General features: G+C 70.7%; 13 protein-coding genes. 10 read left to right on the top strand and 3 right to left on the bottom strand.

The features are described 5' to 3' along the window. The first annotated feature begins 74 nt into the window (after positions 1 to 74). From GNX71_RS18880 to GNX71_RS18835, 10 genes are all read left to right on the top strand, one after another. Positions 75 to 13,823, top strand: coding sequence for a filamentous haemagglutinin family protein (locus GNX71_RS18880; RefSeq protein WP_206173742.1), 13,749 nt, complete (start codon positions 75 to 77; stop codon positions 13,821 to 13,823). Positions 13,824 to 14,073: 250 nt separating this feature from the next. Continuing rightward, entirely contained in the window at positions 14,074 to 15,711 is a 1,638-nt protein-coding gene (locus GNX71_RS18875; protein WP_346776852.1) for a ShlB/FhaC/HecB family hemolysin secretion/activation protein, read from the top strand. A gap of 58 nt (positions 15,712 to 15,769) precedes the next feature. Beyond that, on the top strand, positions 15,770 to 17,575 hold the full coding sequence (locus GNX71_RS18870; protein WP_206173740.1) for a MotA/TolQ/ExbB proton channel family protein: 1,806 nt from the start codon (positions 15,770 to 15,772) through the stop codon (positions 17,573 to 17,575). Positions 17,576 to 17,594: 19 nt separating this feature from the next. Further along, the gene (locus GNX71_RS18865; RefSeq protein WP_206173739.1) at positions 17,595 to 18,008 is read left to right on the top strand and encodes a biopolymer transporter ExbD; all 414 of its coding nucleotides are present in this window, start codon (positions 17,595 to 17,597) and stop codon (positions 18,006 to 18,008) included. Between the two features lie 10 nt (positions 18,009 to 18,018). Further along, positions 18,019 to 18,753, top strand: a complete 735-nt coding sequence (locus GNX71_RS18860; RefSeq protein WP_241026977.1) for an energy transducer TonB — start codon at positions 18,019 to 18,021, stop codon at positions 18,751 to 18,753. Further along, positions 18,750 to 20,603: a putative porin gene (locus tag GNX71_RS18855; protein ID WP_241026976.1), complete on the top strand. Its 1,854-nt coding sequence runs from the start codon at positions 18,750 to 18,752 to the stop codon at positions 20,601 to 20,603. The genes GNX71_RS18860 and GNX71_RS18855 overlap by 4 nt, the downstream gene beginning before the upstream one ends. Positions 20,604 to 20,613: 10 nt before the next feature. Beyond that, positions 20,614 to 21,369 carry a hypothetical protein gene (locus tag GNX71_RS18850; RefSeq protein ID WP_241026975.1) on the top strand — a complete coding sequence of 252 codons (756 nt, stop codon included), beginning with the start codon at positions 20,614 to 20,616 and terminating at the stop codon, positions 21,367 to 21,369. After that, on the top strand, positions 21,366 to 22,304 hold the full coding sequence (locus tag GNX71_RS18845) for a peptidyl-prolyl cis-trans isomerase (RefSeq protein ID WP_241026974.1): 939 nt from the start codon (positions 21,366 to 21,368) through the stop codon (positions 22,302 to 22,304). Before GNX71_RS18850 ends, GNX71_RS18845 begins: the two co-directional genes overlap by 4 nt. Before the next feature lie 25 nt (positions 22,305 to 22,329). After that, positions 22,330 to 22,872, top strand: a complete 543-nt coding sequence (locus GNX71_RS18840; protein ID WP_206173738.1) for a YbjN domain-containing protein — start codon at positions 22,330 to 22,332, stop codon at positions 22,870 to 22,872. Positions 22,873 to 22,898: 26 nt separating this feature from the next. After that, positions 22,899 to 23,132 (top strand): hypothetical protein, encoded by a 234-nt coding sequence (locus GNX71_RS18835; RefSeq protein ID WP_206173737.1) that lies wholly within the window; start codon positions 22,899 to 22,901, stop codon positions 23,130 to 23,132. Here the strand turns inward: GNX71_RS18835 and GNX71_RS18830 are convergent. From GNX71_RS18830 to GNX71_RS18820, 3 genes are read right to left on the bottom strand one after another with little or no spacing between them, the layout of a single operon-like run. Further along, a complete protein-coding gene (locus GNX71_RS18830) occupies positions 23,118 to 23,828 on the bottom strand; it encodes a substrate-binding domain-containing protein (RefSeq protein WP_206173736.1) in 711 nt (236 codons plus the stop codon). The genes GNX71_RS18835 and GNX71_RS18830 overlap by 15 nt on opposite strands. A 4-nt stretch (positions 23,829 to 23,832) precedes the next feature. After that, positions 23,833 to 24,816: a tripartite tricarboxylate transporter substrate binding protein gene (locus GNX71_RS18825; RefSeq protein ID WP_206173735.1), complete on the bottom strand. Its 984-nt coding sequence runs from the start codon at positions 24,814 to 24,816 to the stop codon at positions 23,833 to 23,835. Continuing rightward, entirely contained in the window at positions 24,813 to 26,129 is a 1,317-nt protein-coding gene (locus tag GNX71_RS18820; RefSeq protein WP_206173734.1) for a gallate dioxygenase, read from the bottom strand. The genes GNX71_RS18825 and GNX71_RS18820 overlap by 4 nt, the downstream gene beginning before the upstream one ends. Between the last annotated feature and the right edge of the window lie 4 nt (positions 26,130 to 26,133).

Genomic DNA, 26,133 nt, shown 5'->3' with positions numbered 1-26,133 from the left:
CACCCTGGCTGTCATAGCTCGGTAGCCACGGGCCGCCCGCCTTCCGGGCGCGCTCCGCGGCATCGACTCGAGCAATGAAACACGAACCCATGGAAGTCCGCATGCAACGCAGCAGCAGCACGGTGGCCCGGCGCAACACGAACTCTTCTTCCTTCTTCCCGAAGGCCCGGCTCACGCCGCTGGTGCATGCCATCGTGGCGATGCTGGCCGCCGCCGCAACGGCGCAGGGCGCGCACGCACAAAGAGCGTTCAGCAGCGCATGGATGGCGCAGAAGAACATGGCGCAGAACACCGCCGTCGCCACCGGCCGGCTGCCCAACGGCATGCCGGCCTCGGCGCTCACCAGCCCGCAGGCGCAGCAGCAGCGCGCGAACGAGCAGTTGCAGCGCTCCATCGGCAACCTGAACCTCGCCGCGCGCGGCATCGCGGCGCAGCAGGCCGCGCAGGAAGCCGCACGGCGCGCGGCGCTCGAGAGCGGTGCGGGCGTGCCCGACGGCCTCGCCGAGGGGGGCCTCCGCGTGGACACCGCCAGCCTTTCGGCCGGCTGGGCCAATGCCAATGCGCCGGTGCAGACGCAAGAAGGCGGCCGCACGCAGGTGAGCGTCGCGCAGACCGGCGAGCGCGCGATCCTGAACTGGGAGACCTTCAACATCGGGCGCAACACCACGCTGAAGTTCGAGCAGCAGCCCGGTTGGGCGGTGCTCAACCGCGTGAACGATCCGCTCGCGCGCCCCTCGCAGATCCAGGGCCGCATCCAGGCCGACGGCACGGTGATGGTGGTCAACCGCAACGGCATCGTGTTCAGCGGCAGCAGCCAGGTCGACACGCGCAACCTGTTGGCCTCCGCCGTGGGCATGACCGATGCGCAGTTCAAGCGCGGCATCTACAGCGAGGCACTCGGCACCGGCTTCGTGCCGACGCTGGCCAACGACCTGACCGCGAGCGCCACCGCCGTGGCCAGCGGCAACGCCACGGGCGACGTGATCGTGGAGCGCGGCGCGCGCATTTCCACGCGCCAGCCGCAGACCGTGACCGAGGGCGGCGGCTACGTGCTGCTGGCCGGGCGCGAGGTGCACAACCGCGGCACCATCGTCACGCCGGGCGGGCAGGCCACGCTCGCCGCAGGCGACAGCTTCGTGATCCGCAGGGGCCTGGGCACCGACAGCAACCAGCAGTCGAGCACGCGCGGCAACGAGGTCACCCCCGCGCGCAACAAGGACAGCACCGCCGGCAGCGTCTCCAACGCGGGCCTGATCCAGGCGCTGACCGGCGACATCACGCTGACCGGCCACACGGTCGAGCAGTCGGGCGTGCTGCTGTCCAGCACCAGCGTCACCACGCGGGGCACACTGCACCTGAACGCCACGGGCAATGCGGGTGAAACCGATGCGCGTGTCACGCTCGCACCCGGCAGCGTCAGCGCCGTGCTGCTGGACGACAGCAAAGCCACCGCGCTCGACGTGCAGCGCGATGCGCTCATCAAGGAATCGGCCAACCTCTCGGACGGCGCGTACAACCGGCGCGACCTGTCGCTGGTGCAGATCGCGTCCAGCGGCAACGTGGAGTTCCAGTCCGACTCGATGACGCTGGCCACCGGCGGCCAGGTCAACGTGAATGCAACGCGGCGCGTCCATCTGGCCGAGCACGCGGCCATCGACGTCGCGGGTGCGGTGGGCGTGCGCGTGGCCATGGCGTCGAACAACATCGAAGTGAACGTCCAGGGCAACGAGCAACGCGACGCACCGGGCAATCGCGACAGCAAGAACCTGAACAACGCCAACCTCTGGATCGACCGCCGCTACCTGGTGCGCGTGCCCGCGGGCACCAACGGCTATGCCACCGAGCGCTGGTACACCGGCGGCGGCCTGCTCGAGGTGAGCGGCTACCTGAACACCGGCGGCCACGGCATCGGCGAATGGGCTGCCTCGGGGGGCACCGTCGCCTTCGGCGGCGGCGAACTGGTGACACGCGCCGGCTCGACCATCAACGTGTCGGGCGGCTCGCTCGATGTGCAGACCGGCATGATCAAGCAGAGCTGGCTCACCGGCAAGGACGGCCGGCTCTACAACCTGTCGAGTGCGCCCGGCGACATGCTCTACAGCGGCGTCTATCGCGGCTTCCAGAACCCGCACGAGCGCTGGGGCCAGGGCACCACCGAGTTCTTCTACAACGCGTTGATCGGTGCGCGCGAGCGGCTGGAGAACGGGTACACCGTGGGCCGCGACGCGGGCCGCGTGATCGTGGGCACGACGTCGGCAGTGCTCGAAGGCGGCGTGGAAGCCACCGTGTTTCAGGGCGACCGCCAACGCAATGCGCCCGACGCCGCGCTCGACGGCTACCGTCAATCGCAAGCGGCGGCGCCGCGCGCCGGGCAACTCGTCGTCGGCCAGCTGCGCCCGGTGTTCGACACCGCCACCGGCATGCTGCGCGACAGCGTACAGGCCGCGGCCGAGCGCATCGACATCGGCACGGCACAGCGCATCGCCGACGGCCTGCGGCTGGAAGATGCGTTGCCGGAGGAACTGAGCGGCAAGATGAAAATCGATGCCGGCTGGCTCAACAACCTGCACCTGGGCGGCTTCAAGGCCTATGCAACGGGCGGCATCTCGGTCGATGCCGACATGGCGGTGGGCAACGGCGGCAGCATCGCGCTGCATGCGACGCAGGTCGAGGTCAAGGCCGACCTCCGTGCACGCGGCGGCAGCATCGCGCTGGGCAACATGGTGAGCCGGCTGAAGTCCGGCAGCAATACGGATTTCATCGAAGAACCGGTCGTCGTCGCGCCGCCCGAGGGCTACACGCCGGGCGTGGACGTGGCCGCAGGCGTCACGCTCGACACGCGCGGCCTCTGGACCAACCTGCGCAGCAACGCCTCCGACATCGGCGGCTTGCCGTACGTCAACGGCGGCAATGTCTACATCGGCAGCACCGGCGATGTGCGGCTGCACGCCGGCTCGGCGATCGACACCTCGTCGGGCGCGGCCATGATGGCCGACGCTTCGCTGCAGGGCGGGCGCGGCGGAAACATCACGCTCAAGTCGAACCAGTACGACGCCACCGGCCGTGGCGCCGGCGCGCTGCTGCTCGAGGGCGAGTTGCGTGGCCACGGCGTCAAGGGCGGCGGCACGCTGACCATCGACACAGGCATCGGCGTGGCCATCGGCGGCGGCGTGCTCCTGAACCCGGGCCGGCTGTCGGCGGGCGAAGCGGTGCCGGTGCATCTGACGCTGGCCGAAGCCTTCACCATTCCCGCAGGCACCGTGCTGCCGCAGGACTTCAGCTACGTCGCGAACACCGTCGCGCCGGGCGAGGCGATGAAGATCATGCCGGTCTTCACGCCCACGCGAACCTACACGCTGCCCGCCGACTGGGTGGTGCCGGCCGCGACCGTGGCCTGGGAGTACGTGTACGTCCACAGCAAGACCGGCAGCATCTACGGCAGCGGCACCGTGGTGCCGGCGGGCACCGAGCTGGTCAACATCAGCGGCAAGATGGCGCCGGGCTACGTCGTCCCCGCGGCCGCGTTCCCCAACGGCATTCCCGTGCCCGACTACACCGCCACGGTGGCCGCGGGCACGCCGTTCGCGCGCGACGTGGCGCTGGCCGAAGGCGCGCTGCTGATGGCCGGCAACCGGCTGCCGGCCGACGTGGCCGTCAAGCCGCTGCTGGTGCTCGACGACAGCCTGTTCCGCAGCGGCTTCTCGCGCTACAGCGTGAGCGCCCAGCAGGGCGTGCAGGTGGCCGGCGGCGCACGGATCGACGTGGCCATGCCCGTGCTGCGCGCCGACATGGCTGCGGCCCGCGCCACGGCCACCGGCGCCGATCCTTCGGCGGTGCTGCAGCGCTGGCTGCCGCCGCTGTGGCAGGAGGACCCGCTGAAGGGCGTGCTCACGCAGCGCGCCGGCGCCGACCTGGCGCTGAACGCGGGCTCGATCTACAGCCAGGCGCCACTGGTGGTGGGGCAGGGCGCCGCGATCTCGGTCGATCCGGGCCGCACGCTCACGCTCACCGGCAACGGCCAGATCACCATCGACGGCACGCTCAATGCGTGGGGTGGGCGCATCGGCGTGCTGCCGGGCGCCTTCGGCACCGGCAACGACGTGAACCGGCCGTCCGGCGCGGCCAACGCCACCTCCATCTGGATCGGTGACGGCGCGGTGCTCGACGCCGCCGGCCGTGCCGACACCGCGGTCGATTCGAAGGGCCACGTTTACGGCCGGGTGGGCAAGGGCGGTCGTATCGAGATCGGCGCGGCCTACAGCGCCGATGCACGCCAGGTCGACGCGGCGGATGCCTTCGTGGTGCTGCGCCCCGGCGCGCGGCTCGACGCCTCGGGCGCTTCGGCGAACCTGGACCTGCCGGGCCGCGGCACGATGGAGGTGGCCGGCGACGGTGGCCTGATCGCGCTGGCTTCCTACCGCGGCATGTTCCTCGACGGCGGCCTGCGCGCAGCCGCTGGCGGCGCGGGTGCGGCCGGCGGCACGCTGGCGCTGAGCCTGGAGACGCCCAACTACGGCGTGGTCGGCAGCCAGGACCTGAAGGGCATCAACGTCGACGATGCGGTGCGTGTGCCGCGTGAACTGGTGCTGGCGCAGTCGCAAGGCGACAGCGGTCTTTCGGCCGGGCTGAAGGCCGGCGAGCGCGAGGCCGCGCTGGCCTACGGTCATGCGCGCATCGGCGTGGACCGCATCGCCGGCGGCGGCTTCGACAATCTCTCGCTGATGGCCAACGGCCTGGTGAGCTTCGACGGCAGCATCGACCTGCGCCTGGGCCAGAGCCTGCGCCTGACGGCCAGCGCCATCGACCTGGCGGCGAACGCCGCGCCCGGCTCGCAGGTCAACCTGGCGGCGCCCTACATCCGCCTGGCCGGCAGCACACGCACGCAGGCCGACAACTACATCATGCCGAACCCGGTACGCGGCTCGAAGAACGGCGGCACCGGCGGCGGCGCGCTCGGCATACCGCTGGTGGCCGAGGGTTCGCGCCTGTCGCTCGATGCGCAGCTGATCGACATCGTCGGGGTGCTCAACACCGGCGCGCGCGGCACCATCATCCAGAACGCGAGCGCGCCGCTGGCGGTCGAACGCAAGGCCTTCGACCAGATCGTGATGCGAAGCGGCGGCGACGTTCGCCTGTCGCAGGCGGCCACCTTCTACACGCCCGGCAGCCTCACGCTGGCGGCTTCGCAGATCTACCCCGCCATGAACGACAGCGGCAGCTTCTTCGTGGGCGAGCGCGGTGGGGTCGATCAGTACGGCACGCTGCAACGCGAGTTCGACCCGGCGCGCAGCCTGACCATCGAGCGGATCGATCCCTCGGCCCCGCTGCCCGCGCAGCCCTACTCGGTGTTCGGCAGCCTGAGGTTCGCCGCGGCCACCGTGAACCAGGGGGGTGTGGTGCGTGCGCCGCTGGGCGACATCACGCTGGGGGCGACCGCGGCGGCTTCGCTCACCGGCGAGGTCAACCTGCTGCCCGGCAGCGTCACCTCGGTCAGCGCCAACGGCCTCGCGATGCCCTACGGCGGCACCCTCGACGGCCTGAGCTACATGCACGACGGCAAGGACGTGGCGTGGAAGGGCGTGGGCAACGACCCCTCGGTCACGCTGGCCGCGCACGCGGTGAACGTGCGCGAAGGCGCCGTGATCGACCTCAGCGGCGGCGGCGAACTCACGGGCGCTGCTTTCCTCGGCGGGCGCGGCGGCTCGACCGACGCGCGCATGAATCCGCTGGTGCAGACCACCGCGCGCGGCACCTTCACGCTGCCTGGGTTGGCCACCAACCCGGTGTATGCCATCGTGCCCGGCGCACAGCCCGGCTATGCGCCGCTGGTCAACGAACACGGCGCGGGCGACCCCGCGCTGGGCCGCCAGATCACCATCGCCGCGGGCGTGCCCGGGCTGCCCGCCGGCACCTACACGCTGCTGCCTTCGACCTTCGCGCTGATGCCCGGTGCATTCCGCGTCGAGCTCAACGGCCTGGCGCCGAACCTGCCACCTTCGGGCGTGACCGTGCCCATGCGCAACGGCTCCTACGCCGCGGCGGCGCAACTGGGCACCGCCAACACCGCCATCCGCGACGCGCTGCCCACGCAGGTGTTCGTGACGCCGGCCGACACGCTGCGCAGCTACTCCCAGTACAACGAGACCGCCTACGCCGACTTCGCGATCGCGCAGGCCCAGCGCACCGGCGTGCCGCGCGCGCTGCTGGAGCGCGATGCCAAGTCGCTGCGCTTCGATCTCGCCTTGCCCGAGAGGCTCGGTGCGATCAGCGACGCCCCCGCGCTGCGCTTTGCCGGCCGGGTCGACTACGCCCCGGGCGAGGGCGGCTTCGGCGGCAGCGCGCTGCTGGTCGGCGGCTACGCCAATCGCTACGAAGTGCTGGCCGACGGCGCCTTGCCTACGCCGGATTTCAAGGGCGTCTCGGTCCACGCCAGCGCGCTCAACGCGATCGGCGCGCCGCGCCTGGGCATCGGCGGGCTGCCGACCGTGAGCTACGTGGACTACACGGGTACCTCCCAGCGCGCCAACATCGCGAACTTCCTGACCGGCGCCGCCGACATCGTGCTGCGCGAAGGCGCGGTGCTGCGTGCCGGCGAGGTCTTTCTGGTCACCAACACCAAGGCCGGCGGCATCGTGATCGAGCAGGGCGCGGGCATCAACACGCTGGGCCGCGGCCGCGCGGCCTGGGACTCGCGCGACGGCTTCGTCTACGCGCCGGGCATCTCCAGCGTGCTGGCGGTGTCCAACGGCTGGCTCGACCTGCTGGCACCGGGCTTCAGCAATTCGCCCGACGCCGGCCCCGGCCGCATCGACATCGGCGGCTGCGCGAGCGGCTCGCTGTGCCACGGCATCACGCAGCTCTACTCCGAAGGCACCATCGCGGCCTCGACCGACCAGAGCTTCGAGCTGCGCGACGCATCGCGCTACGGCACACGCAACCTCGTGCTGTCGGTGGGCGGCATCAACGTCGGCAGCGAGGCCGCACTGGCCGACGCGGCCGCCCGCAATGCGTTGGCGCCGGGACTCACGCTGAACCAGGGCATCCTGAACCGCCTGTTGCGCGGCGACACCTCCAGCGGCGCGCCCGCGCTCGAGAACCTGGTGCTGACCGCGCGCGACGCCATCAACTTTCACGATTCGGTCGAGCTCTCGACCATCGACCCCGCCACCGGGCGCTCGTCGCTCGAGCGGCTGGTGCTCGGCACGCCGGCCATCTACGGCGCGGGCGGTGCGGGGGCCCTCGCGCGCATCCACACCGGCATCCTGGTGTGGAACGGCGCCGCCACGTCGCCGGGGCTGGTGGCCGCGGGCGGGGCGGGCAGCGGAAGGCTGCAGATCGACGCCAACCAGATCGAGTTCGGCTACGGCCCCAACAGCCGTCCCGACACCGTGCACGGCACCGACCGGCTGGTGCTCGGCTTCGGCGAGGTGGCGCTCAACGCCAGCGAGCGCATCACGGCCAACCACACGGGCTCGCTCTCGGTCTACCAGTCGCAGGGCGCGTGGGACGACGCGCTGAAGGGCTACGCCTTCACCGGCGGCAACCTGCGCATCCAGACGCCGCTGCTCACCGGGCAGGCCGGCTCGGTCAACCGGATCAAGTCGGGCGGCGACATCGTGCTCGCCGCGCCGGCCGGCGGCGGGTCGCCCGCACTCTCGGGCCAGGCACTGGCCGATGCGCTCGGCGCCGAGATCGGCCTGGATGCCGGCGGCAACCTCACGCTGGCCAGCCGCATCGCGCTGCCCAGCGGCAAGCTCACTGCCTCGGCCGGACGCGACCTGCGGCTGGACGACGGCGCACAACTGGACCTTGCCGGACGCCGCATCGATTTCTTCGATGTGCCCAAGTACAGCTGGGGCGGCGACGTGATCCTCGAGAGCCGCGGCGGCGACGTGCGCCAGTCGGCCGGCTCGCGCATCGACATCTCGGCCGAGCAGAACCGCGCAGGCAAGCTCACGGTGCTGGCGCTGGGCGAAGGCGCGGGCACGGTCGCGCTGAACGGTGCCATCGCGGGCGCGAGCAGCGGCGGCTACGACGCGGGCGGTACGCGGGTGCCGTTCGCGGCCGGCGGTGCCGACATCCGCGGCCAGCACATCGAAGACTTCGCGGGCCTGAACCGCCGCCTCACCGAAGGCGGCGTCTTCGGCAGCCGCAGCTTCCAGCTCAAGCAGGGCGACCTCGCGGTGGGCGACGAACTCAAGGCGCGCGAAGTCAGCGTGTCGGTCGACGGCGGCCGGCTGGCCGTCAACGGCACGGTCGACGCCAGCGGCGAGCAGGCGGGCAGCATCCGTCTGGCCGCGCGCGACGGCGTGACCATCGGCGGCGCGGCCGTGCTCGACGCGCACAGCCGCGTGCTGCGCGTGGACAGCTATGGCCAGCCGATCGAGGCGCCCAACCGCGCCGTCATCGAGATCGACGTGGGCAGCGGCCGCCTGGTGCTGGAGAACGGCGCGCGCATGGATGTGCGCGCAGGCACCGACGGCACGGCGCAATCGCTGGGCACGGTGGAACTGAGCGCGCAACGCATCGGCGGTGCGCGCGGCGACGACATCGCCATCGACGCGAGCGGCAAGGTGCAGATCGACGGCGCGCGTGCCGTCACCGTCAACGGCTTCTGGACCTACAAGGACGCCGCCTACGGCACCGACGCCGCGGCCGATGGCCGCCCCTACCAGGTGGTGAACCAGGCCTACCTCGACGCCAAGCACGCCGACAGCGTCGCCTTCATGGGCAACGTGCTGGCGAATGGCGGCCTCATGAACAACCGGCTCGCGGGCCTGCGCGCCTACGGCGATGCCTTCCACCTGCGGCCCGGCGTGGCCGTGGTCAGCGCCACACCCGACGGCGACCTGCACGTCGACGGCGACATCGACCTGTCGGGCCACCGCTATGCCAGCGTCAACCCGCGCACGCCGCAGACCGGCACCTACGGCTCCGGGGAGGCGGGCGCGCTGGTGCTGCGCGCGGGCGGCAACCTGAACGTGTACGGCAGCATCACCGACGGCTTCGACACCTCGGCGCTGCAGCCCACGCCGAGCGACCGCGGCTGGGTGCTGGTCAAGGGCCGCGTGCCGTGGGGCGGCGACGTGGTCGTGCCGCGCGGCGACATGGCCGAGCTGGCCGAGGGCACCTTCTTCCAGTCGGGCCGCACGCTCAACTACGCCTTGCCGATGCAGGCCATGAGCCTGCGCGCCGGCACCGTGCTGGCAGCCACCGCCACGCTGTCCGAAGACTTCGTGCTGCCCGCGGGCACCGTGCTCGGCGGCGCGGTGCGCGATGCCGCCGGCAATGTGCTGCACGCGGCGGGCACCGTGCTGGCGCAGGCCGTCACGCTGCGCAGCGGCATGAAGCTGGACGCCGGCAACCGCCTGCCGGGCGATGCCCGCGTCGCGGCCATGACCTGGCCGGCCGGCGTACCGCTGCCGTTTCCGGTCGGCGCCGTCAACGACACGCCCAGCCCCGACTACAACGGCGATGGCCTGCCCGACAGCCCCGCCAACGGCGTGATCCTGGCCGGCTCGCTGAAGCTGGCCAAGGGCGCCGTGGTGCCTGCCGAAACGCTGGTCAAGCTGCCCGGCGACGTGGACTTCGTCAACCTGCGACCGGCCGACGCCGATGGCAACCAGGGCCGCAACCTGGCGCTCGCGCCGATGCTGGCCGAAGGCTCGCAGTCGTGGTCGATGCGCCTGGCAGCCGGCGCCGACACGCGGGCCGCCGACAGCCGCGCGCTGCGCCCGCGCGGCACAGGCGGCTTCCAGGGCCAACTGCTGATGGCCGACACGCACTACGGCATGGGCAGCGGCCTGGCGCTGCAGGCGCCGACACCGGGTGTCGCGGGCCAGTATTACTGGATGGGCGATTCGCAGAACCAGGTCGGCGCCGCGCCCGGCACGCTCATCAACCTCGACGAATGGGGCGGCGAAGAGGCGGTGTGGGCCCTCAACGACATGGGCCTGGGCAACCTGGTGACCTGGGCACCGCTCGGCTCGCTGCCCAAGACCGTGCCCCTGCCGGCCACCCAGCAGCTCTTCAGCGTGCTGCGCACCGGCACTGGCGACCTTGACCTGCTGTCGGGCGGCGATTTCACGATGAGTTCGCCCTACGGCGTGTACACCGCGGGCACGCAGGCCCGTGGCGTTGCTGCGGCCTACAACATGCCGCGCTCCCGCATCGACGGCACCGTGCTCGGCGCCGACGGTACGGCCTACGAGCCCTTCGTCGATGGCGGGGCTCAGAGCCTGTACCGCGCGTGGTACCCCGAGCACGGCGGCAATGTGCTGGTGCGCGCGCAAGGCGACATCCGCGGCGACCTGATCGGCCAGCGAGGCAGCCAATTCCGCACCGATGCCATCGGCAACACCCGTCCGATGCCCGCGAGTGCCGACGTGGGCAACTGGCTGTGGCGCCAGGGCACCGGCAGTGCGGTGGCCGGCAGCGAGGGCGTGCCCACCGCGTGGTGGATCAACTTCGGCAGCTATGTGCCCGGCCCGAGCAGCGCCTACGACCTGTTCGGCACCGCGCCGTTCATGACGGGCTTCACCGGCATCGGCACGCTCGGCGGCGGCAACCTCGTGCTGGAGGCCGGCGGCGATGCCGGCATGCTGACCCGGCGCATGGATCTGGCGGGCAGCTTCGTGTTGCGCAGCACCGGCCTGAACCTGGTGGTGGGCGGCACCGGCCGTGTGTCGGCGGACGGTCGGCAACTCACGCTCGCGGGCGGTGGCGACCTGGACGTGCGCATCGGCGGCGGGCTCAATCCGGTGGCCGAACTGCGCTCGTTCCCGAACACCAACGATCCCACGCCGCAGACCATTTACCAGGGCGCTCGCCCCGACCTCAACAGCACCTTCGTCAACCTGCGCGGCGCGCTGCGCGTGCAGGCCGGCTCGGTCGGCGGCATCGAGCTGCGCTTCGACCGCGCAGACCCCGAGGAGTCGCGCGCCTACCAGGTCTACACGGCCACATCGTCCATCGCGGGCGGCGGGCCGTTGCTGGTGCCGGGCGATGCGGCGGTGCGCATCGATTCGCGCGGCGACCTGGTGCTGGGCAGCGTGGCCGATGCCGGCCGCGTGGCGCAGTTCAACAACGGCACGCCCTTCGTGGGCGAGGGCACGCAGCGCGCGGGCGAGGGCTTCAGCTGGTTCTCGCTGTGGACGCCGGCCAGCGGCATCGACCTGTTCAGTGCCGGCGGCAACCTCGCGCCTTCGACCGCCATCGTCGGCGAGCGCATGCGCGGCGACGGCCAGGCCACGGACGGGCGCTACATGGTGCCTTCGATGTTCCGCGCGGTCGCGGCCAGCGGCAGCCTCTACTACGGCAACTCGGTCACCGGCGCCGTCGACGGCAGCAACAAGGCCGTGCAGTCGCCCGTCGGCGTCGTGCTGGCACCATCGCCCGTGGGGCCGCAGTTCACCCACGCGGGCGCGGGCCAGCTGGAGCTGATGGCGGGCGATTCGATCTACGCCGGCGGCTACAGCTTCACGCAGTCGGGCGCGGACCCGACGGGCTTGCCGACCCCGTTCAATCCGGGCTTCAGCGGCAGCCTGGAGCGCACCTGGTTCGGACCGCGCAAGCTGAACAACGTGAGCCCCGATGCGCTGGCACCCAGCGTCTTCCTCGACAGCTTCAGGCCCGGCGAGGGCTACCAGCGGTATCCGCTGTTCAGCCTCGAGTCGCCGAGCGCTTCGGGCGACAGCGTGCCGGGCCAGCAGCCGGCGCGCTTCTACGCGCTGGAGGGCGACGTGATCGGCGTGCGCACCGGCTCCATCGTGTACCGCGGCACGGGCAGCAGCGGCGGCATTCCCGGCGCACTGCCCACCTGGTACGAAGGCGGTGGGCCGGTGGCGCTGCGCGCGGGACGCGACATCGTCAATTCGGGCACCGGCCTGGGCGAGTACGAGATGGCGCCTGTCGAAGCGCTCGGATGGACCACGCAGGTCAACCGCGCCGATGCGAGCGCGCCGCTCAAGCCCATCGCGATGGAGGCCGGCAGCGCACGCGGCAACCTGATCGTGCACAACAACCCCGACGACGTGTCCGTGGTGTCTGCCGGGCGCGACGTGCGCTACAGCAGCTTCTACGTGGCCGGCCCGGGCCTGCTCGAAGTGACCGCGGGGCGCGACGTGTACATGGCCGACAAGGGCGAGCTCAAGAGCATCGGCGCGGTCGCGAACATCAAGCCCGGCGATCGCAGCAGCGGCGCGGGCATCGCGGTGGCCGCGGGCGTGGGGCGCAACGGGCCCGACTTCTCGGCCTTTGCCGCCCGCTACCTCGACCCGGCCAACCTCGCCGCCGCCGGCCAGCCGCTGGCCGATCAACCGGGCAAGGCCGTGGAGGTGTACAGCGACCGGCTCACGCTGGCGCGCTGGCTGCAGGCGCAATTCGGCTACGGCGGCGACGAGGCCGGCGCGCCGGCCTACCTCGCGAGCAAGCAGGCCGAGATCGACAGTGCCTACCAGCAGTCGGGGAGCGGAGCCAGCGGTGGAGCGCCGAATCGCGACCTGCGGCGCGAGTACGGGCTGACCAGCCAGCTGCACCTGGTCAACTGGTTGGAAGAGCGCTTCGGCGACGGCAAGCGCAACGGCCTGGGCCTGCGCTTCGACGCCGCGTCCACGGATGCGCGCGCCTTCTTCGCCGCGCTGTCGGCCGAGCAGCAGCGCGCCTTCCTGCGCCCGGTGTATTACGCCGAGCTCAAGGCCGCGGGCCGCGAGTACAACGCCGCGGGCGGTCCGCGCGAGGGCAGCTACCTGCGCGGGCGCGAAGCCATCGCCACGCTGTTCCCCACGCACGACGCGCAAGGCAAGGCGATCGAGCGCCAGGGCGACCTCACCATGTTCAGCAGCGCGCTGTACTACGAGACCGTCGTCAACGGCATCCCGACGACGCGGCCCAAGCCCGGCGTGAAGTACCTCACCAAGGCGGAGTGGATCGCCATCGGCAGCCCGGGCTACGACGTGCCGCACTACGAGGTGCAGGACGCAGGCATCCACACCGACTTCGGCGGCGACATCCGCCTCATGGTGCCGGGCGGGCGCACGCTGGTCGGCGTGGACGGCGGCTTCGTGCCGGGCGAAGGCTCGGGCGTGCTCACGCAGGGCGCGGGCGAGATCGAGATCTTCTCGAACGGCAGCATCCTCCTGGGACAGAGCCGCATCTTCACCACCTTCGGCGGCAACATCCTCGCGTGGTCGGCGCAAGGCGACATCAACGCGGGCCGGGGCTCCAAGTCGACCGTGGTGTACACACCGCAGCGGCGCGCCTACGACGACGTGGGCCTGGTGAGCCTGTCGCCGACCACGCCCAACACCGGCGCGGGCATCGCCACGCTGAACCCGCTGCCCGAAGTACCGCCAGGCGACATCGACCTGATCGCGCCGCTGGGCACCATCGACGCGGGCGAGGCCGGCATCCGCGTGTCGGGCAACGTGAACCTGGCGGCGCTGCGCGTGGTGAATGCGGAAAACATCCAGGTGAAGGGTCAGTCGGTGGGCATTCCGGTGATCGCGGCGGTGAACGTCGGCGCGCTCACCAACGCCAGCGCCGCGGCATCGCAGGCGGCCACCGCCGCGCAGGACGCGGTGCAGCGCGACCGCGCAGCGCAGCGCCAGGCGCTGCCGTCGGTGTTCACGGTGCGCGTGCTCGGCTTCGGCAGCGAAGGCGCGGGCGGCGGCGAGGGCGGTGCGGGTGGAGATGGCGCGGCACGCGAGCGCAGCGGCGCGGCCTACGATCCCAAGGGGGTGGTGCAGGTGCTTGGCACGGGCCCGCTCACCACCGCGCAGATCCAGTCGCTCACACCCCGTGAGCAGCGCGCCCTGAAGCAATAGGCGCAATAGGCGGGGGGCGGCCGAGTTCGCAAGCCACCCGGAAAAGAGGGCCTCCCGCGTGGAGGCCCTTCTTCTTAAGCGCGCAAAACCGCCTGCCGCGATTTCTTGATGAAGTTTTCGTGACAAACGACAGTCGCCGCGCGCGCTGCGCGTCTAGATATCCGTACGCAGCAGCGACATGAAGGCTCTCCATCATGAACACGCTGCCCCGCGAGCTTCATCCTTGAGAACCGAGCTGTAAATGCATGACATGAAGAAGAAGGGCCCACCGGCGCGCTGGAGAGCGGTGTGGCTGGCCACGATGGCGATGGGCGCGCAGGGGGCGGCCCTCGCGCAGGCGCCCGCTGAAGAACCTGCACCGACACCGGCAGCGGCTGCCGCGACGCCGGAGGCCGCGCGCAAGGTCGACATCAACGAATACATCGTGCGCGGCAACACCGTGCTCGACGCGCGCGCCATCGAGAAAGCCGTCACGCCTTTCCTGGGTCCCGAGCGCACGCTCAAGGACGTGGAGGGCGCGCGCGATGCATTGCTCGCGGCCTACCAGGCGGCGGGCTACCAGTCGGTGTACGTCGACCTGCCCGAGCAGCAGGTGACGCAGGGCGTGGTGTTCCTGCAGGTCAACGAGACCCGCGTGGGCCGTGTGCGGGTGGTGGGCGCCGAATACAACTCGCCGCTCGACGTGCGCGACCAGGTGCCCGCGCTGAAGGAGGGCGGCGTGCCCAACTTCAACACGGCGCAGGCCGAGCTCTCCGCGCTCAACCGCGGCCCCAAGCGGCAGGTGATGCCGCTGGTGCGCCAGGGCAGCATGCCGGGCACCATGGACGTGGACCTCAAGGTCGAGGACTCGAGCCCGTGGCGCGCGAGCGTCGGCCTCAACAACGACTACAGCGCCGATACGCGCAAGCTGCGCGCGAGCGCATCGCTCGGGCACGACAACCTCTGGCAACTGGGCCACAGCGCCTCCATCAGCTTCTTCGGCGCGCCGCAGGACCTGAGCCAGACGAAGGTGATCTCCGCCTCGTACACCGCGCCGTTCGCGGGCACCAACTGGAGCGTGGAGGCCAATGCCTTCGTGTCCGACAGCAACGTGGCCACGGTGGGCGGCACCGACGTGCTGGGCAAGGGAAATTCCTTCGGGCTGAAGGCGACCTACACCGTGCCGAACGCCGGCAACTGGTGGCATGCGTTCAGCTTCGGCATCGACCTCAAGAACAACAAGGAAGCGCTGACGCTCAAGGGCAGCGGCGACACCGTGCCGCTCAAGTACGCGCCGATCACGCTCTCGTACTCGGGCTTCCGCCAGACGGAGAAGAGCCAGTACAGCGTGGGCGTCTCGCTGGTGGTGGGCACCAGCAGCTCGTTCAAGTACGGCAGCGACGAGGTCGAGTTCGACTACAAGCGCTACAAGTCCACGCCCCGGTTCATGGTGCTGAAGACCGACCTCAACGGCACGCACAACTTCGACGGCGGCTCGCAGCTTTCCTTCCGCTTCAACGGACAACTGGCCGATTCGCCGCTGGTGTCGAGCGAGCAGATCGCCGCTGGCGGCATGAACTCGGTGCGCGGCTATCTCTCGGCCGAGGCCACCGGCGACTACGGCGTGGTCGGCTCGGTCGAGCTGCGCAGCCAGCCGCTCACCTACCTCGGCAGCGCGGTGGAGAACTGGCGCGTCTATGCCTTCGCCGATGCGGCACGGCTGCGCCTGAAGAGCCCGCTGGCCGAGCAGAACGACCGCTTCTCGCTGTACTCGGTGGGCGTCGGCACCACTTTCAAGGTCGGCCAATACCTGGCCGGCCGCGTCGACATCGGCTACCCGCTCACGGACGGTCCGCGCACGAAGAAGCACGACCCGCGGGTGAATTTCAGCCTCACCGCGAACTACTGATTCGCGCGGCACCCCGTTCTTTCATTTTTTTCTCACGAGTTTTCCGGAGACCCCTGTCATGCGACGAATTCTTCTCATCGTTCTCACGCTGCTGAGCACGCTCCTGCCGGGCCTGGCGCATGCCTGGTGGCAGGCCGAGTGGTCCTACCGCAAGCCCGTCACCATCGACGGCGGTCCGCAGGCGGGCGCCATCGGCAGCGATGCCGGGCGCGTGCCGGTGCTGGTGCGGCTGCACACGGGCAACTTCAAGTTCGAAGGCGTGAGCGAGACCGGCGCCGACCTGCGCTTTGTCGCGGCCGACGACAAGACGGTGCTCAACCACCAGATCGAGCAGTTCGATCCGCTCCTGGGCATGGCGCTGATCTGGGTCGACGTGCCCAACGTCTCGGCCGGCACGCCGACGAAGCTGTGGATGTACTACGGCAACCCGAAGGCGCCCGCCTCGGGCAACGGCCAGCGCAGCTTCGACCCCGACTACACGCTGGTCTACCACTTCGCCGAAGGCGCGGTGCCGCCGCGCGACACCACCGCCTACGGCAACAACGGCCAGACCTCGGCGGTGCCGGTCGAAGGCACCGTCATCGGCAAGGGCGCGCAGCTCGGAACCGGCCCGCTGATGCTGCCCGCCACGCCATCGCTCGCGGTGCAGGCCGGCGGTGCGCACACGTTCTCCGCATGGGTGAAGCCCGACCAGCTCGGCGCGCGCCAGGCGATCTATGCGCGCCGCGACGGCGCCGGCGAACTCGTGGTCGGCATCGACCAGGGCGTGCCCTTCGTGCAGGTCAACGGCCAGCGCAGCACGCCGGGCCAGCCGGTGCAGGCCGGGCAGTGGTCGCACATCGCCGTGAAGGCCGAGGGCGAGAACGTGGCGCTGTATGTGGGCGGGCGCCCCGCGGTGTCGCTCGCGGCAAAGCTGCCGGCACTGAACACGGCCGCCGCCATCGGCGCCGACGCGCCGGCCGGCGCACCTGCGCCGCAGGGCGCACAGCCCGCGGCAGCCTTCGCGCCGTTCACCGGCGCCATCGACGAAGTGCGCCTCTCGAAGGTCGCGCGCGCCGATGCATTGCTGCTGGCCGATGCCGTGTCGCAAGGCGCCGAGTCGCGCCTCACCGTCTTCGGCGCCGACGAGCAGCAGGCCGGCAAGAGCCACTTCGGCTTCATCCTCGCCGCGATGCCGCTGGACGCCTGGGTCGTCGTGGGCCTGCTGGGCCTGATGATGGTGCTGTCGTGGGCCATCATGATCGGCAAGGGCCGCAGCTACGGCGCCACCTCGCGCGCCAACGGCATCTTCATCGAGCACTTCCGCGAAGCCGCCGGCGCGCCGCTCGACCGCCTGGCCGTGAGCAATTCGGTGCCCGAAGACGTGCGCGCCGATTCCTCGCTGTGGCGCCTGTACGAAGTGGCCATCGACGAGATGCGCCGCCGCCATGACCGCGGCTACGACCTGAGCGCCGTGTCCAACGCCACCATCGGCGCGATCCGCGCGGCCATGGACGGTGTGATGGTGCGCGAGACCGAGCGCATGTCCAAGCGCATGAACTGGCTCTCGACCACCATCGAAGGCGCGCCTTACGTCGGCCTCTTCGGCACGGTGATCGGGATCATGCTGGTGTTCGTCGTCGCGGCCATGGCCGGCGCGGTGGACATCAACTCGGTGGCGCCCGGCATGGCAGCCGCGCTGCTGTGTACCGCCGCGGGCCTGGGCGTCGCGATTCCCGCGCTCTTTGGCTACAACTGGCTCGCCTCGCGCTCGGATGCCATCGGCGCCGACATGGCGGTGTTCGTCGACGAGTTCGTCACGCGCCTGGCGGAAGAGCAGGGCGAAGGCCGTGCCATGCCGCAGGCCGTGGCCAAGCGCGCCTGAGCGCCGAGAGCAGCACGCCATGGCAAACACCGCAGCCAAGTTCGGCACCCGCAAGCGCGCGGGCGGCATCAACATCACGCCCTTCGTCGACGTGCTGCTGGTGGTGCTGGTGATCTTCATCCTCACCAGCAACGCCAGCATTCCCGGCATCAAGGTCGACCTGCCGAAGGCCAGCGCCTCGGTGGCGCTGGAGAAGCCCAAGACCAAGGCCATCACCATCGACAACGCGGGCAACGTCTTTCTCGACGCCTACCCCGTGACGCTGCCCGAGCTCGAGGAGCGCCTGCGCACCGAGAAGGCGCTGTCGCCCGACTTTCCGGTGATCGTGCGCGGCGATGCGAGCGTGCAGTACGCGAAGGTGATCGACGTGCTCGACCTGCTGCGCCGCATCGAGCTGAACCAGATCGGCCTCGTGACCGGCAAGCAGAAGTGAGGAACAGCGCGTGAAACCTCGCGATCCGACTTCCGCTTTCGCGCGCACGGGCGCGAAGGCAAGGCCGGCAGGGCTGTGGCGCCGATGGGGCGGCGTGGTCATCGGCCTGGCGATCTTCGCCGCGCTGGTGGCGCTGGTGTGGCATCTGCTGAACGACACCGCGAGCACCAAGCGCGTGGTGGCCGATGCGCCGATGCTGATGCTGCCGCCTCCGCCACCCCCGCCGCCCGAACCCGAGAAGCCGCCGGAGCCCGAGCCCGAAAAGGTCAAGCCCGAAGTGGTCGAGAAAGAGCCCAAGCCCGTCGAGCCGCTGGAGCCGCCCAAGGACGACACCCCGCCCAGCCCCTCGAAGGACTTGGGCGATCCGGTGACCATGGACGCCACCGGCCAGGCCGGCAACGACGCCTTCGGCATCCAGGCCGGCAGCGGCGGCGGCATGAGCGGCACGGGTGCCGGCGGCGGCCTGGGCAGCGGCTCGTATGCGCGCTACGTCTCGAGCATGTTGCAGCAGGCGCTGTCGCGCGATCCGCGCACCCGCCAGCTGGTGTTCGAAGACATCCAGATCGACCTGTGGCTCGGCGCCGACGGCAAGACCACGCGCGCGCAGCTGGTGCGCGGCACCGGCGCGAGCGACATCGACGAAGCGGTGCTCGCCATGGTGCGCGCGCTCGACCGCATCGACGAGAAGCCGCCGGCCTCGCTGCGCTTTCCGATGCGCGTGTCCATGAAGGGGCGCCGGCCATGACCACCACCCGTGCCGAAGCCCTGCCTGTTCCATTCAATCCTGTGAACGAAGCGATGAACCATCTCAAGAAAATTTCGAGCCGGGGCGCGATGCCGGCCCTGCGCCAATGCGCACTCGCGGCGGCCGTGGCCTCCGTGTTCGCCTTTGCGGCCGGCGGCGCTGCAGCCCAGGCGGCGCCCGCGGTCGGCGAGACCGCCATGGTCAAGCTGATCCGCGGCCTCATCCAGAGCGGCACGCTCGCCAAGGACGTGGGCGAGGCGCTGCTTGCGCAAGCCCAGACCGAAGCGCTCGCCGCGCAGCAGGCGCAGCAGCGCCTGGCCGCCTCGGCCACAGCCGCATCGGCCAGCGTGGCCGGCGGCGTGCGGCTCGAAGCGGGCGATGTGCGCGTGCCCTACATCTCGCAGACCGTGCGCGACCAGATCCGCGACGAGATCAAGGCCCAGGTCATGGCCCAGGCCCAGACCGAGGGCTGGGCCGCGCCCAACGAAACGCCCGAGTGGAGCAAGCGCATCCGCGTGGAAGGCGACGTGCGCGTGCGCAACGAATCGCGCAGCTATGCGAGCAACAACAGCAACATCGAGATCAACTGGGCCGAGCTCAACAAGGGCACCGGCTACGACGTCAACCCGAACACCAACCTCGCGCTGCCGTCGATCCTCAACACGCTCAAGAGCCGCCGCAACGTGTTCCGCGCGCGTGCGCGGCTGGGTGTGTTCGCCGACCTCTCCGAGAACACCAAGGCCGGCGTGCGCCTGGCCTCGGGCAGCGACGACAGCCCGGTCTCGACCACGCAGACGCTGGGCGGTGGCCTCAGCAAGAAGAGCGTGTGGCTCGACCAGATGTGGATCTCGCACAAGCCGGTCGACTGGCTCACCGTGACCGCGGGCCGCTTCGGCAACCCGTTCATGTCGACCGACGTGCTGTTCTCGAACGACCTGAACTTCGACGGCATCGCCGCGCAGTTCGAGAAGAAGCTCGCCTCGAACCGCGACCTCACGCTGTTCGGCACGCTGGGCCTGATTCCGCTGGAATACTCCTCGGACAACGCGCCCAACCGCACCCAGGCCGAGTTCAAGGCCAAGAGCGAGAACAAGTGGCTGCTGGGCGCCCAGGTGGGCGCCGACTGGAAGATCGACGAAGACAACCGCCTGCGCGGCGCGCTCGCGTACTACAACTTCCGCAACATCAGCGGCAAGGTTTCCGAGCCCTGCGCGCTGTACGCGGGCGCCGACGGCTGCAGCACCGACTGGTCGCGCCCGGCCTTCATGCAGAAGGGCAACACGCTCATGCTGCTGCGCGACATCGCGCTCGACCCGCTCAACCCGGCCGGCACGCCGCAGCCGCAGTACGTGGGCCTGGCCTCGCAGTTCCGCCTGATCGACCTGAACCTGCGCTGGGACACGCAGGTGGCCGGCAACAACCTGCGCCTGGACGCGAACTTCGTGCGCAACACCGCCTACGACGCCAACGACATCTGGCGGCGCGCGGGCGTGCGCGGCACCATCCTCAACAACTTCGGCCCCACCGGCGGCACCAGCCAGGCCGACTTCAAGAGCGGCGGCAACGCCTACATGCTGCAGGCCACCTACGGCAAGCCGGCACCGGCGGCGCGCGGCGACTGGAACGTGCTGGCGGGCTACAAGCGCATCGAGCCCGATGCGCTGCCGGACGGCTACAACGACTCGACCTTCCATGGCGGCGGCACCAATGCACGCGGCTACTTCCTGGGCGGCTCGTACGCGATCGACAAGAACATGTGGTTCACCGGCCGCTGGCTCTCGACCCGCGAGGTCTTCGGGCCGCCGCTGTCGATCGACACCCTGCAGCTCGAATTCAATGCGCGTTTCTAAGGGAGCCGCCGTGTCCAGAAAAATACTTCCGGCGCTGGTGCTGGCCATGCTGGCCGCCACGGCCGGCGTGGCCCATGCACAGCAGCCGCCACAGGGCCAGAGCATGGAAGAGCGGTTGCGCGCGCAGTTGCGCATCACGACCTCGCAGTTGCAGCAGGCGCAGAACGAACTGGCCGCGCTGAAGGCGGGGCAGCCCGCAGGCGGAACAGCCGCGCCGGCGGCCGCGGCGCCGGCCAGCAAGTCCGAACTCGATGCGCTCAAGAAGGAACTGGCACAGAGCCAGCAGCAGCTCGCCGCCGAACGCCATGCGCGGGCGCAGGCGAGCGCAGGCGGCGAGCAATTGCGCCAGCAGGCCCAGGCCACGACCGAGAAGGCCACGGCGCAGGTCGCGCAGTTCCGCGGCGCCTACGACGACCTGCTGAAGCTGGCGCGCGCCGCGGAGGCCGAGCGCCAGCGGCTCGCGACGGAGGCCGCCACGCAGCGCACTGCGCTCACGCAATGCGAGGCCAAGAACGCGCAGCTCTATGCGGTGGGGCAGGAGATCCTGCGCGCCTACGAAACGGTGGACCTGGGCAGCGTGCTGGCCTCGCGCCAGCCGTTTGCCGCGCAGAGCCGCGTCAAGTTCGAGCAGATCGCGCAGCAGTACGGCGACAAGCTGTACGAAGGCAAGTTCGACGTGCGCGCGGTGAATGCGCCGGCGCCCGCAAAACCCGCGGATGCCGCACCCGCCGCACCCGCACCCGCATCAGGAGGACAGAAGCAATGACCCAACGCATGAAATTCGCCGCACTTGCACAGCGGCTGCGCGCCGCCTGCGGCGTGCTGCTGGTCTCGTCGGTCGGCGTGGCCGCCGCACAGGCGCCCGCGCCCGGCAGCGCCGTCGTGGCGCGCATGGGCGAAGTCACCGTGGGCCAGGACGAGGTCGAGAAGCTGCTGCAGGCGCTGCCCGAAGCGGAGCGCGCGGCCGTCAAGGCCGACCGCGCGAGCCTGGACGGCTGGCTGCGCCAGCGCCTGCTGAGCGAGGCACTGCTGCGCGATGCACGCGGCAAGGGCTGGGCCGACCGGCCCGAGGTGAAGGCGAAGGTCGATGCGGCCGTGCGCGAGGCCACCGCGCGCGTGGTGGCTGCGAGCTATCTGGAATCGGTGAGCCAGGTGCCCGCGAGCTATCCGTCGGATGCGGAACTGAAGGCCGCCTACGAACAGGGCAAGGCCAACTTCAACCTGCCCGCCGGCTACCGCGTGGCGCAGATCTTCCTGGCCACGCCCGACCGCGATGCGGCCGCCATCGCCAAGGTGCGCGAAGAAGCGGGCAAGCTCGCTCGCCAGGCGCGCACCGGCGACTTCGCCGCCGTGGCGCGCGCCAGCTCGCAGGACAAGCGCTCGGCCGATCGCGGCGGCGAGGTGGAGACCCTGCCGCTGGCCCGCATGCTCCCCGAGCTGCGCGACACGGTCGCCACGCTGAAGCCCGGCCAGGTGAGCGAGCCGGTGCAGGCAGCGGCCGGCTTCCATGTCGTGAAGCTGCTCGACACGCAACCCGCGCGCACCGCCACGCTCGACGAAATGAAGCCGCAGCTGCAGCTCGCACTGCGTCAGCAGCGACAGCAGCAGCTCGTGCAGGCCTACCTCGCGCAACTGGCGCCGGCCACGCAACTGAGCATCGACGGCGCCGCGCTGGACGCGGCACTCAAGAAGACGAACTGAACGATTTCTCAACAGGGGCAGACAGATGAACAACACAACGACGACCACCGAAGCCAACGCCGCCGCAGCCGCGGCGCAGCAACCCGACCTGCTGGACGCGGTCACGCCCGAGCAGGTGTCCGACGCCATCAAGGCCGCGGGCGCCGCGGTGACCACCATCGAGCAGAACGGCGTGGTGCGCCTGCACAGCGCGAGCCACGGCGTCGGCTTCCAGGTGCTGTGGGGCAACCCGGTCACGACCACGCAGTACACCGACTTCACGCTGAGCTGCCCGCTGCATGTGCAGGGCGGCACGCTGCCCGAGGCCGTGCTGGCCTCGTGGCACCGCACCAAGCGCTTCGCGCGCGTGGCGCAGCACGGCGACCTCGTGGTGCTGGAGATGGACGTGGTGGTCGCCGGCGGCGTGAGCCCCGCGTACCTCGCGTTCGCGATGCGGCTGTGGATGCAGATGATGGGCGAGTTCTTCCTGCACCTGCGCAACTACGGACCGGCCGCGGAAACCCGCGGCGATGCGGCGAACGGCGGGGCCGTTGGAGGAGCCGCGCGGGGCGTTCCCGCCGCTGCCTGAGCGTGGCGGGAACGCGCCGAAACGCGATGCCTGCCAACGCCCGACCGGCGCTGCCGATCGACGACCACGAAGCGCCCGTGGTCCGCGCCATCCATGCCACCGAGCGCCAGGCGCAGCGGGCGCGGCGTGCCGAGACCGCGCGCCTGCGGCAACGCGCGGCGCTGCTCGACCTGCTCGCGCAGACGATGGTGGAGCTGCACATCTCGATGTCGGAGCTCAATGCGGCGCGGCGTGCGCGCGAGGCGTCAAAGCCGAAGTGAGGCCGGGGCCATGCCGTGGCGGCGCTTGGCTTCGGCGCTGTCGTCCGAGGCCATGAAGTCGAGCAGGGCGTGCACGGCGGCCGGCTGCGGGGTGCCGACGCCTGGTGCGGCCGAGAAGGTCGTGACGATCTGGATCTGCTGCGGCAGCGGGCCGAGCAGGCGGATGCCGTCGAGCCCGATCAGTTCGCTCATCTGCTGGAACCCGAGGGTGGCCTCGCCGCGCGCGACCAGCGCACCGACCGGCACGCCCGGCGGCGCTTGAACGAGGCGGCCGGAGATCTCATTGGCGATGCCCCAGCGCTCGAACAACGCGCGCAGCGCAACGCCGCTCGGGCCGGTCGAACAGGCGACGCGGGCCGCCGCCTGCACGGCGCGGCGCACCGCATCTTCCGTGGCGATGTCGGGCGGCTCGGCATCCGCATGCACCGCGACGCCGACTTCCGAGCGGACGATGTCGACCTTGTGCGCCGCATCGAGCCTGCCCGCGGCAATGAGCTTGTCGATCGCGTCCGAGGCCAGGGCCACGACGTCGAACAGCTCGCCATCGGCCACGCGCCGTGCGGCATCGACACCGCCCACGGCCAGGAACGAGACCGGCACGCCGGTGCGCCGCGAATACGCCGCTGCCAGTTCGTCCAGCAACCCGTGGGTCGCCATCGAGCAGATGCCTCGAAGGGGCGCGGCGGGCGTGGTCATGGGGTCAGTCCGGCTTGATGTTCGCTTCGCGGATCAGCTGGCCATAGCGGGCCGCATCGCTCTTGAGCAGCTTCTCGAACTGCGAGGTCGGGCCCGGCAGGGGAACGCCGCCCGCCGCAGCCAGTTGATCGCGCACCTCTTTCGATTCGAGCGCTTTCTGCACCGCCTCGTGCAGCTTGGCCAGCACCGGCGCGGGCAGCCCCGCAGGCGCCACGAAGCCATACCAGACGCTGGCCTCGAAGCCCGGATAGCCCGACTCGGCGACCGTCGGCACGCCCGGCAGCACGGCCGAGCGCTCGGTGCTCATCACCGCCAGTACCTTCAGCTTGCCGCCCTTCACGAGCGGCAGCACTTCGAGCGCGTTGACCGCCACCACATCGACGTGGCCGCCCAACACGTCGGTGATCGCCTGCGCGCCGCCCTTGTAGGGCACGTGGCTCAGCTTGAGGCCGGCGGTGTGCTGGAACAGTTCCATCGCCAGGTGCGGGGTGGCGCCGTTGCCCGGCGTCGCGACGGTCACGCCGCCCGGCCTGGCCCTGGCCGCGGCCACGAACTCGGGCAACGTCTTGATCGGCGAGCCTTCGCGCACCGCGAACACCACGGGGACGCGGCCGACCATCGACACGGGCGTGAAGTCGCGGTCGAGGTCGTAGGGCGCGGGATGGTACATCGACGGATTCACCGCGAGCGCGTTGGCCGCGAGCAGCAGCGTGTAGCCGTCGGGCGCGCTCGTGGTCAGCGACTTGATCGCGATGTTGGTGCCGGCGCCGGGCTTGTTCTCGACGACCACGGGCTGGCCGAGGATCGTTGCCATGCGCTGGCCGACGGAGCGCGCGATGGCATCGACCGCGCCGCCGGCGCTGTAGCCGACGAGGATCTTCACGGGTTTGGAGGGATAGGCGTCGGCGGCACTTGCGTAGATCGAGGCGCCGAGCGCGAGCAGCCCGGCAAGGGTGAGGAAATGGCGGCGGAGGGAGGAGGTCTTCATGGCTTCACGGGAGGGCGGGACGGTGGCTGTGGTGCGTCCCAGGTCTGCGGCGCGGCATCCTTGCCGGCCACCGAATACAGCGCGCCGGGCGCGTTGCGTGTCTGCTGGAAGTCTTCCAGCGTCTGGCCGCGCATGGCGGCGTAGATGTGCAGGTTCGATACGCCGACGACCGCGCCGAGCTTTTCCAGCATGAAGAAGATCACGCCGTAGCGGATGAGGCCGCGCCAGTCGCGTTCGCGCACCAGCGTTCGTTCCTGCGAGGTCAGCGCGGCGGTATCGAAGGCCGCTTCTTCGTCGGCGAGGAAGCGGGCGCGATGCTCGGGTCGCGTCATGCCGTGCAGGAACTTGTTGAGTCGGTATGCGCGCACGCTGGTCGCGAGGGTGAACGGGTGCGTGCCTTCGAGCGATTCGATGCCGGCCAGTTGCTCGTCCATACGGCGGCGATGGCGTTCGACCTCGCCGGCGACCGGCGGGCTCGCGAGGTTCTCGTAGATGGCGGTCGCGATGCCCGTCATCGACGGCAGGTAGTAGCTCTGGTGGGTCTTGCGGATGTTGGACGAGAGCGCGCCGCGCATCACCAGCCACATGATCACCTCCGCGCCTTCCATGCCGCCGAGCGCGGCGAGCTCGGCCTGCGTCATCTCGGTGAGGCGCACCGGGTCGTTCTCGATGAGGCCGAGAAACTGCGCGTCCCACGCGGTGTTGTTGAAGCCCGCGCGCTCGCCGTGCACCTGGTGCGACAGCCCACCGGTGGCGACGATGGCCACTTTCAGGTCTTCGGGGTAGCTCTCGATCGCGCGGCGCAGCGCCTGCCCGAGCCGGTAGCAGCGTCGTGCCGAGGGCACCGGCGACTGCAGCACGCCGACCTGCAGCGGGATCACTGGCACGGGCCATGCGGGCTCGTGCGGGCACAGCAGCGACATCGGCGAGAACACGCCGTGGTCGAGCGCGTGGTCCTGGAAGAAGGACATGTCGAACTCGTCCGCCACCAGCGAGCGGCCGATGTGCTGCGCGAGCGCCGGATGGCCGGCGAGCGGCGGCAGGTCGCGCGCGCCGCCGCCTTCGTCCGCCACCGCGTGCTGCTCGCCCACGCCGAGCGAGAAGGCCGAGTAGTGATCGAAGAAGAACGCGCTGACGTGGTCGTTGTAGATGAAGAAGAGCACGTCGGGCTTGCGCTCGGCGAGCCAGCGCTGCACCGGCTCGAAGGCCTCGAAGATCGGCGCCCACACCGGGTCCTGCTGCTTCTGCTTGTCGTACGCGAAGCCGATGGTGGGCGTGTGCGAGCACGCGACGGCGCCGATGATGCGAGCCATGGCC

This window comes from Variovorax sp. RKNM96 (assembly GCF_017161115.1).
Taxonomy (GTDB): Bacteria; Pseudomonadota; Gammaproteobacteria; order Burkholderiales; family Burkholderiaceae_C; genus Variovorax.
This window is presented reverse-complemented; position numbering and strand designations above follow the sequence as displayed.